The organism is Actinomyces sp. Marseille-P3109 (genome assembly GCF_900323545.1).
Classification (GTDB): Bacteria; Actinomycetota; Actinomycetes; order Actinomycetales; family Actinomycetaceae; genus Actinomyces.
On record NZ_OOHN01000008.1, the window covers coordinates 769067 to 781054 of the forward strand.

At 69.4% G+C, this 11988-nt stretch carries 9 protein-coding genes; 5 read left to right on the forward strand and 4 right to left on the reverse strand.

Features of this window, described 5'->3' with window-relative positions; translation table 11 throughout:
- Positions 1-110: 110 nt before the first annotated feature.
- Entirely contained in the window at positions 111-3692 is a 3582-nt protein-coding gene (locus BQ8008_RS03665; RefSeq protein ID WP_108832850.1) for a bifunctional proline dehydrogenase/L-glutamate gamma-semialdehyde dehydrogenase, read from the forward strand.
- A gap of 221 nt (positions 3693-3913) precedes the next feature.
- Here BQ8008_RS03665 and BQ8008_RS03670 read toward each other — a convergent pair whose 3' ends face one another.
- Complete coding sequence (locus BQ8008_RS03670) at positions 3914-5350, reverse strand: MFS transporter (protein ID WP_108832851.1); 1437 nt, start codon at positions 5348-5350, stop codon at positions 3914-3916.
- Between the two features lie 131 nt (positions 5351-5481).
- Between BQ8008_RS03670 and BQ8008_RS03675 the strand changes: the two genes are divergently transcribed.
- Complete coding sequence (locus BQ8008_RS03675) at positions 5482-6312, forward strand: TetR/AcrR family transcriptional regulator (protein ID WP_234415210.1); 831 nt, start codon at positions 5482-5484, stop codon at positions 6310-6312.
- Here BQ8008_RS03675 and BQ8008_RS03680 read toward each other — a convergent pair.
- From BQ8008_RS03680 to BQ8008_RS03690, 3 genes are read right to left on the reverse strand one after another with little or no spacing between them, the layout of a single operon-like run.
- Positions 6252-6476: a helix-turn-helix transcriptional regulator gene (locus BQ8008_RS03680; protein ID WP_108832853.1), complete on the reverse strand. Its 225-nt coding sequence runs from the start codon at positions 6474-6476 to the stop codon at positions 6252-6254. The genes BQ8008_RS03675 and BQ8008_RS03680 overlap by 61 nt on opposite strands.
- 2 nt (positions 6477-6478) lie before the next feature.
- Entirely contained in the window at positions 6479-7315 is an 837-nt protein-coding gene (locus BQ8008_RS03685) for an ABC transporter permease (protein WP_108832854.1), read from the reverse strand.
- Entirely contained in the window at positions 7312-8163 is an 852-nt protein-coding gene (locus BQ8008_RS03690; protein ID WP_108832855.1) for an ABC transporter ATP-binding protein, read from the reverse strand. The genes BQ8008_RS03685 and BQ8008_RS03690 overlap by 4 nt, the downstream gene beginning before the upstream one ends.
- Positions 8164-8555: 392 nt before the next feature.
- Here BQ8008_RS03690 and leuA point away from each other — a divergent pair, with 392 nt between their 5' ends.
- The 3 genes from leuA to uppS are packed head-to-tail and all read left to right on the forward strand — an operon-like array spanning position 8556 to position 11978.
- Positions 8556-10337, forward strand: a complete 1782-nt coding sequence (gene leuA / locus BQ8008_RS03695) for a 2-isopropylmalate synthase (RefSeq protein WP_108832856.1) — start codon at positions 8556-8558, stop codon at positions 10335-10337.
- Between the two features lie 22 nt (positions 10338-10359).
- Positions 10360-11109, forward strand: coding sequence for a DNA repair protein RecO (gene recO, locus BQ8008_RS03700; protein WP_108832857.1), 750 nt, complete (start codon positions 10360-10362; stop codon positions 11107-11109).
- Positions 11106-11978 carry a polyprenyl diphosphate synthase gene (gene uppS / locus BQ8008_RS03705; RefSeq protein WP_442778213.1) on the forward strand — a complete coding sequence of 291 codons (873 nt, stop codon included), beginning with the start codon at positions 11106-11108 and terminating at the stop codon, positions 11976-11978. Before recO ends, uppS begins: the two co-directional genes overlap by 4 nt.
- Positions 11979-11988 lie beyond the last annotated feature (10 nt).

The following is an 11988-nucleotide window of genomic DNA, read 5'->3' on the forward strand; positions in this document are numbered from 1 at the left end:
GAGTATCTTGCGAAACGCCGACGGCTCGGGCTGCGAATCGGTCGCGAGCAAGGGGTGTTGTACCGCACACTATGTGTGTCTGATGCCGACTCTAGCCTGGAGGCCTACGCATGACGAACACCGCCGTTCCCAGCCCGCCCCAACCCGACGCAGGCACCGCAAGACGCCGCTGCCCCGATGACCTGTGGGTGTTGGGGGAGCTGGCCGTCGCTCGAGCGCGCCGGTGGACTGACGAGTCGGCCTCCGAGCCGGTACCGCGCTCGGCCAAGCTCCTCTCCCGGATCCTGGCCGACCCCGATGGCCTGACCTTCACCACGCGCTTCGTCGACGATGTCGTGCGCCCCACGGACCTCGACGTCGCCAGTGACGCCCTCAAGCGCCTGTCCTCGGGCCGCACCGACTTCCTGCCACCCGCCCTGGCCGGGGCCATGGGCCTGGGCTCAACCGCCTCCCGCCTCGCCCCGCGCACCGTGACAGCCGTGGCCCGACGGGTCTTCCGCGAGATCGTCGGCGACCTCGTCGTCGACGCCACCGATAAGGGCCTCGGCCCGGCGCTGGCCCGCCTGCGCAAGGGCGGGAACCGCCTCAACGTCAACCTCCTGGGCGAGGCCGTCCTGGGGGAGAAGGAGGCCGCCCGCCGCCTGGCCGAGGTCTCCCGCCTCGTGACCCGCGACGACGTCGACTACGTCTCTGTGAAGGTCTCCGCCGTCACCGGACCGCACAACCCTTGGGGCTTCGAGGAGGTCGTCGCCCACGGCGTCCGGGCTCTCCTACCGTTGTATCGCCTGGCGCGTGACAACGGCACCTTCCTCAACCTGGACATGGAGGACTACAAGGACCTGGACCTGACGATCGCCGTCTTCACCGCGATCCTGGACCAGGAGGACATGCGCGGCTACGAGGCCGGTATCGTCCTGCAGGCCTACCTGCCCGACTCCCTGGGCGCCATGCAGCGCCTCCAGGAATGGGCCTCCCGGCGGGTGGCCGAGGGCGGATCCCGCATCAAGGTCCGCGTCGTCAAGGGAGCCAACCTGTCCATGGAGAAGGTCGATGCGGAGATCCACGGCTGGGAGCTGACCACCTGGCCCTCCAAGCAGGCCACCGACACCAACTACAAGCGCATGCTCTCCTGGGCGATGACGCCGGAGCGCACCCGTGCGATCCGCCTGGGGGTGGCCGGCCAGAACCTGTTCGACATCGCCTTCGCCTACGAGCTGCGTGCCGCGCGCGGTGTCGAGGACAGCGTCGAGTTCGAGATGCTCTCCGGGATGGCCACCGGTCTGCAGGAGGTCGTGCGCCGCGACACCGGCCACCTGCTGCTCTACGTGCCCGTCGTCGACCCCCACGAGTTCGACGTCGCCATCTCCTACCTGGTGCGCCGCCTGGAGGAGAACGCTGCCCCCGAGAACTTCATGTCCGACGTCTTCGACCTGGCCGCCGACGAGGCGGTCTTCGACCGCGAGCGCGACCGCTTCCTTGCCGCCCTGGCCGACCTCGACCCGGACGCCCCGGTGCCCGAGCCCAACCGCCGCCAGGACCGCCTGGCCGAGAGGGGGGCCGGCATCCGGGAGGAGACCGGGACCCTGGAGGAGCGGGCCGGGCGCCCCTTCGTCTCCGAGCCCGACTCCGACCCCGCCCTGGCCGCCAACCGCCAGTGGGCCCGGGACATCGCCGCCGCCATCCCGGACTCCACGCGGGGCGTGGCTGAGGTTCAGGCCGGGGCCGCCCGCCTGACCACGAACGCCGAGGTCGACGCCCTCGTGGCCGCCACCGCCGAGGCAGCCGGGGTCTGGCAGTCCCTGGATCCGGCCGAGCGGGCCTCCGCCCTGCACCGGGTCGGCGACGTCCTGGCCGCCCGGCGCGCCGAGCTCATCGAGGTCGCCGGCTCCGAGGTCGGCAAGACCATCGACCAGTCCGACCCGGAGGTCAGCGAGGCCATCGACTTCTGCCACCACTACGCCGAGTCCTCCCTGCTCCTGCACGACAGCGAGCACATGGTCGGGGCCCGCTTCACGCCCGTGGACGTCACCGTGGTCGCCTCGCCCTGGAACTTCCCGCTGGCGATCCCCACCGGGGGCGTGGCCGCGGCCCTGGCGGCAGGCAGCGCCGTCGTTCTCAAGCCCGCCCCACCGGCCAAGCGTTGCGCCGCCGAGCTCGTGCGCGCCTTCCATGACGCCGGGATCCCCGAGGACCTCGTGGTGCTCGCCCCGCTGGAGGATGGTGACGTCTCCCGCCACCTGGTGACCCACAGGGGAGTCGAGCGTGTGGTCCTCACCGGCTCCTACGACACCGCTCGCCTCTTCCGCTCCTGGAAGCCGGATATGCACCTGCTGGGGGAGACCAGCGGCAAGAACGCCATCATCGTCACCCCTTCTGCCGACCCCGACATCGCCGTGCGCGACGCCGTCTACTCGGCCTTCGCCCACGCCGGCCAGAAGTGCTCGGCCTCCTCGCTGCTGGTCCTGGTCTCCTCGGCCGGCACCTCCGAACGCATCGCCCGCCAGCTCGTGGATGCCACCGCCTCCCTGCGGGTGCGCCTGCCGCGGTCCCTGGACTCGCAGATGGGGCCCGTCGTCGTGCCCGACGATGAGAAGGCCGTGCGCGGCCTGACCACCCTGGGACCCGGCGAGCACTGGGTGCTCAAGCCCCGCTACCTGGGTGACGGGCTGTGGACGCCCGGCATCCGGGCCGGGGTCGTGCCCGGCAGCGAGTTCCACCTCACCGAGTACTTCGCCCCCGTCATCGGGGTGATGCGGGTGGACACGCTTCAGGAGGCCATCGAGGCGGTCAACGCCGTCGACTACGGGCTCACCTCCGGGCTCCAGACCCTGGACGCCACCGATCTGGCGATCTGGCTCGAGGGAGTCCAGGCCGGAAACCTCTACGTCAATCGCGGCATCACCGGGGCGATCGTGCGTCGTCAGCCCTTCGGTGGCTGGAAGCGCTCGGCCATCGGCTTCACCACCAAGGCGGGCGGCCCCTCCTACCTGCTGGGGCTGGGGGAGGTCGAGCCCGCCCGCCACCAGGGTGCGGGGGAGCCCGATGGCCTGGGCGAGCAGGGAACCGTCGCCCTCGACCCGCGCATGGCCAGCCTCTGCGACGCCGTCAGCAGCTGGCTCGACGGCGCCGACCTGGCCGAGCTGCGCCGCGCCCTGGTGGCCGACGCCTCCGCCTGGCGGACCGGCTACGGCGCTAACCGCGACGTGACGGGTCTGGCCTGCGAGCGCAACATCCTGCGCTACCGGGCGGTCGACGTTGTCGTACGCGCGGGGCAGGGAACCGCCCTGGCCGACGTCGTGCGCGTCATGGCGGCCGGGGTGCGCGCCGGCGGATTCATCAGCCTGTCGGTGGCCGACCGTCTGCCCCAGCCGCTGCAGAACGCGCTGCTGGCCGCCGGCGTCCAGGCGGCGGTCGAGGACCAGGGGACCTGGGACGTCCGCCTGGCCGAGCTGGCCGCCTCCGGAGGCCTGGGCACACGCGTGCGGGTCATCGGCCCACGTGAGGAGGCCTCGGCTGCCCGCTGGAGCCACGCCAGCCGGGTGACCGGTGGAAGCCCCGACATCGCCCTGTACACGGGCGCCGTGACGGCCTGCCCGCACTCCGAGCTGCTGCCCTTCCTGCGCGAGCAGGCGGTCGCCATCACCAACCACCGTTTCGGCACCCCGCTGGACCTGGCCGAAGGCCTCCTGTAGGCCGGGCGGCGCATCAGCGCAGGATCGGAACCGAGTGGTAGAGCCAGTCACCGTGCGGCGCCCTCTGCGGAACGGAAGGGGCGCCACACGGCTTCGCTGGACACGTTGCTCTCCGCGCACCGGTGGACTCGCGCCAGCAGACCTCGCAGGATGCCATCACTCATCACGTAGCCAGGACGCTCGTCTCACAAGGGATCAGGTGGACGAGATAGGCGCGGGACTCATGCGTCCTGCGGTAACGCCTTGGTGCGATCGGGCATGGTCACTGAGGCGAGTCCAGCGAGTCCGTATGCCACGATAGGCACCCACAGGGCGGTTGTGACGGCGTCGCGAGCATCGGCCGTGTCCTGAAGGATGCCGAAGAACATTGTCCCGGCAAGAGCGACTCCGAGCACCATGCCGACCTGACCGAAGGTGGTCAGGGTGCCGGATGCCGCTCCGGCGTCCTGGGTGGGCACCGACTCGAGCGTGATGCTCGTGAGCGGCATGATGAGGGTCATCAGCCCGGCACCTGTCAGTGCCAGCGGGGCGGTGAGGTCCCAACCCGTCAGGGACGCTCCGGCGGTCCAGACGGTCCACAAGACCCAGGTCAGCGCAGCCGCCTGCACTATCCCGCCGAGCAGCACGGCCCACTTGCCGATCCGCCTCGTCGCGAGGATCGCCAGCGGCGTGGCCGCCATGGAGCCCAGCGCGAAAGGCAAAAGCGTGAGCCCTGCCGCCAATGCGGTGAAGCCGAGTGCGCTCTGAACGTAGTACAGCAGGATGAGCACGTACCCGCCGTTGCCGATCGACGAGAGCACCTGCACCAGCTGCCCGCTCGCAAAACCTCGATCGCGAAACAGTGGGAGCGGCAGCAGCGGGGATCCGTGAGCTTCGAGCATGCGCCTCTGCTGCCATATGAATGCGGCGATGACGAGGGGAGCCGTCGTCAGCATGGCCCAGATCCACCATGCCCACCCCGCGGCACGGCCGTCGGTGAGCGGGAAGACGACCAGGAAGACACCGAGACCACCCAGCAGCACCCCGACCAGATCGGGCCTGAGCGGATGCTCCGAACGACTCCTCGGTACGAACAGGAGCGCCGCAGCGACAAGCACGACTCCGACCGGCACGTTCACAACGAAGATGCTGCGCCAGCCCATGTCGAGAAGGTCGGCCGTGACGAGCCAGCCGCCGAGGATCAGTCCCCCGATGGCCCCAAGCGAGCTCAGCGCTCCAATGATGCCCAGAACAGGGGCGCGCTCCTCCGGCGCGAACATCACCTGCACGCTGGAGAGCACCTGGGGCACCATGATTCCGGCGAACCCGCCCTGAAGCACGCGGGCGGCGACGAGCAGGTCGCCTGTCTGCGACAGCGCTGCCCCGAGGGAGGCGAGGGTGAATCCCACGATCCCGATCACGAAGATGCGCCGGTGCCCGAAGATGTCGCCCAGTCTCCCGCCCGTGATGAGTAGCGTCGCGAACGCGATGACGTAACCGGCGAGAGTCCACTCCAGCTGCTCCGGTGTCGCATTGAGGTCCTTGCCGATCGTTGGCAGTGCGACGTTGGTGATCGTTGAGTCCATCAGGTCCATGAACGTCGCCACCATGAGCACGGTGGTGGCGACGGTGCGTGACCTTGTGGCGCCTCGGTCCTGGGATCGTTCCTCGTTCTTCATGCTCTTGCCCTCTCATGACTCCAAGATGTGTACGCCGTACACGTCGATCGTGAGTACACTGTACGCATGTGTCGTAGTCGACGCAATCCGGTCCCCGGCGCAACGGCGAGGAGAGAAGAGGAGAGAAAGTGATGCACACCGATCCGGACGCCCCGCCCAAGTGGGTGCGGTGGCTGTGGGAAGTCGATGCCTCCGAGGAGGCCGAGGACTGGGAGGGGGGTAAAGGACTGGGCGTCGGCAAGATCGTCCGCGCGGGTATCGCGCTCGCGGATGACGAGGGACTGGAAGGCGTGTCGGTGCGCAAGCTCGCCCAGCGTCTGAATGTGAGCACGATGGCGGCGTATCGGCACATCAGCTCCCGGGACGAGGTCATCGCCGCCATGGTCGATGTCGCCTTCGGGCCGCCGCCGGTCCTCTCGGATCCTTCCGAGGACTGGGCGGGCGGACTGCGACGCTGGGCGCTCGCCATCCGTGCCCGGTATGACGCGCATCCCTGGCTCCTGGACGCCCCGGTCCACGGCATGCCAACCGGGCCGCATCGTCTGCGATGGTTGGAGGCGGTTCTGCAGCTACTCGCCTGCGCAGGACTTGATCTCCAGGAGCGACTCAATGCGGCGCTGCTCATCGACGGACACGTGCGCACCGTCGCCGCGCTGAAGCGCTCCCTGGCAGTCGAGGCGCACGATGCGCGCCGCTACCCCGCCGCGAACTGGCTCCTGACCCGCCTCGAAGCCGACGGTCTGACAACCATGACGCAGGTGCTCAAGGCCGGGGCGCTCGATGACGGACAAGGGTACGAGCTCGACTACGGCCTCGATCGGATCATCGCCGGGATCGAGGCCGACAGCACCTCAGGTGACGGCCGGTCCATGGAGCGGGATGCGAGGGTGGGGGCGGCGCCTCACCTCAAGCGGGGGAACTCCTCGAGGGAGAAGACCGACTCCACGGGCACGTCGAAGTAGCGGGCGATGCGCAGGGCCAGATGGAGCGAGGGCGCGTACTCCCCGCGCTCGAGGTAGCCCACCGTCTGGTAGTGGACGCCGAGCGCCTCGGCGAGCTCTCGGCGGCTCACCCTGCGGTCGGCGCGCAGGACCGCGATCCGGTTGTGGACGACGTCGTCGGACATGGTCACAGGCCGGACTGGGAGCGAATGGTGGACTGCATGCGCGCCAGACTACCGATCGTCTCCTTGCGGAAACTGTGCTGAACGACGAACGAGGCCCCCGCGAAGCCGAGGACTGTCCAGGCCGCCAGGACCCCGACGGCGAGCACCGGGAAGAAGGCCCTGCCCACCTCCCACGAGGGATCTCCCACCAGCGCCCAGCGGGTCAGGTGCCCCGACCAGTACGTGGGCAGCGCCAGCTGAACCGCCTGCACCCAGGACGGGAGGCGGTCCATGGGCATGAAGAAACCACTCGTCCCCATGAGTGCGAAGATGGGCAGGTAGGAGACCATGAAGCTGTGGAGGCCTCGGACGCAGGCGCCCAGGAGGAAGCCCAGCGGGGCCGTTGCGACGGCCGACAGCACCATGAGCGGCAGGCAGGCCAGCACCTGGGACGTGCGCAGGGCAAGAGCGTCCACGAAGAACGCTGCCCCGAGAAGAATGGCGCCCTGGAACACGAGGGTCTGAGTGATCGAGGACATCGTCTTTCCGATCGCCCACGTCAATGGGCCGTGGGGCAGGACGCGCACCCGCAGCAGGGCGCCGCCGATGCGGTCGGTGTAGGTCTCGCTGGTGATCTGCAGGGTGATGAAGCAGCTGATGGTGCCGATGCTGCTGGCGAGGAACATGGGGCCGAAGGCCGTGTGGGCTTCGGTAGCGGCCTGGGTGCTCCTGCCGGCCAGCACGATGGCGCTCACGGAAGCCAGCAGCGCGACGCTCGATCCGACAATGCCTGCACGCAGATCCATGGCCGCCTGGCGACAGGCTGCGCGCAGAACTGCCAGGAAGGTGCGAATGCTCATGAACGGGACTCCTTGCTGACGAGGGAGAGGTAGGTCTCCTCCAGGGTGGGACGGGTGATGGTGAGCCCGGAGACGGCATCAAGGTCGAGCCCCTTGACGAAGCGCTCGGGGCAGTGGGTGGTGTGGACGTGGCGGGCGCCGTCCTGGACCCAGGTGATCTCAGCGCCGCGGTCGAGGCGCTCGCGCAGCGCCGTGACCGTGCCGTCGGCGATGATCCTTCCCTCGTTCATGATGAGCACGCGGGAGGCAAGGTGCTCGGCCTCGGCCAGGTCGTGGGTGGTCATGACGATGGTGGCGTCGTCATCGACCCGGGCCAGGATGAGATCGTGCAGGCGCGCCTTCGAGGCCGGGTCCAGGCCCGTGGTGGGCTCATCGAGGACGAGGAGCTCGGGCGCGGCCATGAGGGCGGCCGCGAAGTCGATGGTGCGCCGCTGCCCTCCGGAGAGTCTCGACAGTCGGGAATCGGCCTTCTCGCTGAGTCCGACGGCGTCGAGCACCTCTCGGGTGCTGCTCACCCGGCTCGCCGCCGTCAGCTGGACCGAGCGGATCCACTCCAGCTGGTCCCTCACCCGCCACTTGGCGTGGTCGGTCCAGCTCTGCTGCACTAGCCCGACCCTTGCCCAAAAGTCGGCGCCCGCCCGGCGCGGATCGGTACCGAGCACGCGGACCCTGCCGCTCGTCGGGGTGAGGGAACCCAGCAGGTTCTCCACCAGGGTCGTCTTGCCCACGCCGTTGGGGCCGAGCAGGCAGACGACCTCGCCGGCCTCGACCGACAGGTCAATGCCGTGCAGGACCGGGGTGTCCCCGTAGGCGAACTCGAGGTTCTCCGTGGTGATGACTGGAGGCATCACACAAACCCTCCTGAGTAGAAGCACAACTGAATATAGTAGTCATGCTACAGCATGGTGTTGGTCTTCGTCGGATCAAGGGATGTGTTGTGTGGGTGAGCTCCGCTGTGGTCGTCTCACATTGCGGTCCCGCGCGGCCGCCTTACCTGACGACGGGTCGTCATCGGGGTAGGGTCTACACCGTGCGAGCGACTCCAGGCCTCCAGGTGAGCCTCCTGCTTAGTCGCCGCGGCGGGGCCTGACAGGCCGGCACCCCGACCGCGGCTGACTCGTCCTGCTCGGCCACGTTCCCGACCGCGCCTCTCTGCTTCCCAGAGTTCCCCCGAAGCCCTCCGGGCTCTCGCCGGAACCGCCGTCGGAACCACGAAGCACCTGATCCCAGGAGAACCCCGATGCGTAACGCCCGCCCCGCCCCCCAGCAGCCCTCCGGCATGCCGTTTGCCAAGTACCGGCCCTTCCTCAACGTCGTCACCATCGACCTGCCCGACCGCACCTGGCCGGACAAGCGCATCACCACCGCCCCCCGCTGGCTGAGCACGGACCTGCGCGACGGCAACCAGTCCCTCATCGAGCCCATGGGTCCCCAGGCCAAGCGCGCCGTCTTCGACCTCCTGGTGTCCATGGGCTTCAAGGAGATCGAGATCGGCTTCCCCGCCGCCTCCCAGACCGACTACGACTTCGTGCGCTCCCTGGTCGACGATGGCGCAATCCCCGAGGACGTCACCATCTCGGTGCTCACCCAGTCGCGCGGCGAGCTCATCGACCGCACCCTGGACGCCTGCGTCGGCATCCCCCGGGCTACTGTCCACCTCTACAACGCCCTGTCGCCCATCTTCCGTGACGTCGTCTTCCGCATGGACCGTGACCAGATCCGCGAGCTCGCCGTCGACGGCACCCGCCAGATCATGGCCCGCGCCGAGAAGGTCCTGGACGAGGACACGATCTTCGGCTACGAGTACTCCCCGGAGTTCTTCGTGGACACCGAGCTCGACTACAGCCTTGAGGTCTGCCAGGCCGTCATGGACGTGTGGCAGCCCGAGGAGGACCGCGAGATCATCCTCAACCTGCCCTCCACCGTCGAGCGCGCCACCCCCAACGTCTACGCCGACCAGATCGAGTGGATGAGCCGCCACCTGTCTCATCGCGACTCGGTGTGCCTGTCCCTGCACAACCACAACGACCGCGGTTCGGGCGTGGCCACTGCCGAGCTCGGCCTCATGGCCGGCGCCGACCGCGTCGAGGGCTGCCTGTTCGGCCACGGCGAGCGCCCCGGCAACGTGGATCTGGTGACCCTGGCCCTCAACCTCTTCAGCCAGGGCGTCGACCCCATGCTCGACCTGTCCGACATCGACGAGGTCCGCCGCATCGTCGAGCGGGCCACCGGCATGGACGTGCCCCCGCGCACCCCCTACGCCGGCGAGCTCGTCTACACCTCCTTCTCCGGCTCCCACCAGGACGCCATCAAGAAGGGATTCGCCGCGCGCGCCAAGCAGGTCGACGCCAAGAAGGCCGAGGGGCTCTCCGAGGCCGACGCCGAGGTCGCCGTGCCCTGGTCCATGCCCTACCTGCCCATCGACCCCCACGACGTGGGCCGCTCCTACGAGGCGGTCGTGCGCGTCAACTCCCAGTCCGGTAAGGGCGGGGTCGCCTACCTGCTGGGCACCACCCGCAAGCTCGAGCTGCCGCGCCGTCTCCAGATCGAGTTCTCACGCATCGTCCAGCGCCACACCGACACCTACGGCGGCGAGGTCGATGGCGCCCGCCTGTGGTCGATCTTCGCTGACGAGTACCTGCCCGCCGCGGCCGCCCCCGAGGCCGGTCTCAGCCGCTGGGGCCGCTTCGAGCTGCAGGGGGCCACCCTGACCTCCACCGGCGACGACGAGGACTCCACCCTCACCGTCACCCTGGTCGACGGCGGGCAGGAGAAGCACCTGACCGCCACTGGCAATGGGCCCCTGGACGCCTTCGTCACCGCTCTGGAGGGCACGGGCCTGAGTGTGCGGATCCTCGACTATGCTGAGCACGCTCTGAGCGAGGGGCGCGACGCGAAGGCTGCCAGCTACGTCGAGTGCGAGGTGGATGGTCAGATCCTGTGGGGTGTGGGCATCGACCCCTCCATCACGACCTCCTCCTTCAAGGCCGTCATCTCCGCCCTCAATCGTGCCCTGCGCTGATGGGGCGTGAGAGACTGCGCCCGTGACGAGCAGGCTGTACCGGGACGAGGCGATCGTCCTGCGCACCTACAAGCTGGGCGAGGCCGACCGCATCATCGTGCTGCTCACCCGCCACCACGGGCAGGTGCGCGCTGTGGCCAAGGGCGTGCGCCGCACCAGCTCCCGCTTCGGTGCGCGCCTGGAGCCCTTCTCCATGATCGACGTTCAGCTCCACGCCGGACGCAACCTCGACGTCGTCACCCAGGCCGAGATCATCGACCCCTTCGGCCGGGCCATCTGCGCTGACTACGCCATGTTCACCTGCGCCTCGACCATGGTGGAGACCGCCGAGCGCCTCAGCGCCGACGACGGTGACCTGGGCACCGAGGCCAGCCCCCAGCAGTACCTGCTGCTGGCCGGTGCCCTGGCCGCTATGGCGCACCGGCGTCACGCGCCCGGACTCATCCTGGACTCCTACCTGCTGCGAGCCCTGGCCCTGGGGGGCTGGGCGCCGTCGTGCTACGACTGCGCCCTGTGCGGTGCGCCCGGACCCCACCGGGCCTTCCATGTACAGGTCGGCGGCGCGGTGTGCGAGTCCTGCCGCTCGGCCGGCGCCGTCGAGGTCGAGCCGGACACGATGGTGCTCCTGGGCGCCCTGCTCTCCGGCGTCTGGGCCGTGGCCGACGCCTCCGGCCAGCGCGAGCGCTCGCAGGCCTCCGGCCTCGTCTCGGCCTACACGACCTGGTACCTGGAGCGGCGCCTGCGCTCCCTCGCACTGGTGGAAAGGGCATGACCATGACAGACGCCTCGATAGACACGGCGCCGGGCACGACCCGGGACATGACGATCAACGAGGCCCCGCCCCTGCACCGCCCGGGCCTCACGCCCCCGTCGCTGCCGCCGGCCTCCCTGCCCCAGCACGTGGCTGTCGTCATGGACGGCAACGGGCGCTGGGCCAACGCCCGCGGCCTGCCCCGCACCGAGGGGCACCGAGTGGGGGAGTCCAACCTGCTCGACGTCGTCGCCGGCGCCGTCGAGATCGGCGTGAGCGAGCTGAGCGCCTACGCCTTCTCCACTGAGAACTGGCGGCGCTCACCTGGCGAGGTTCGCTTCATCATGGGTTTCGCCCGTAAGGTCCTGCGCGCCCAGCGCGACATCCTTCACTCCTGGAATGTCAAGGTGCGCTGGGTCGGGCGCACCCCGCGCCTGTGGAAGTCCGTGCTGCGCGAGCTGCGCGAGGCCGAGCGCCTCACCGCCCACAACACGGGCCTGGTCCTCAACCTGTGCATCAACTACGGCGGGCGCGCCGAGATCGCCGACGCCACCCGCGCCATCGCCGAGGACGTCGCCGCCGGCCGCCTCAAGGCCTCCTCCATCAACGAGAAGACCATCCAGCGCTACCTGTACTCACCCACCATGCGCGAGGTGGACCTGTTCATCCGCACCGGTGACGAGCAGCGCACCTCCAACTTCCTCATGTGGTCCTCCTCCTACGCCGAGCTCTACTTCTCGCCCCTGCCCTGGCCCGACTTCAACCGCACCGAGCTGTGGAGGGCCTGCGAGGCCTACGCCGGGCGCGAGCGTCGCTACGGCGGCGCCGTCGACAAGGTGCTGCGCGAGGATCCCGGCGAGACCATGGACCCGCAGGACGACGAGCAGTAACGGACCGGCG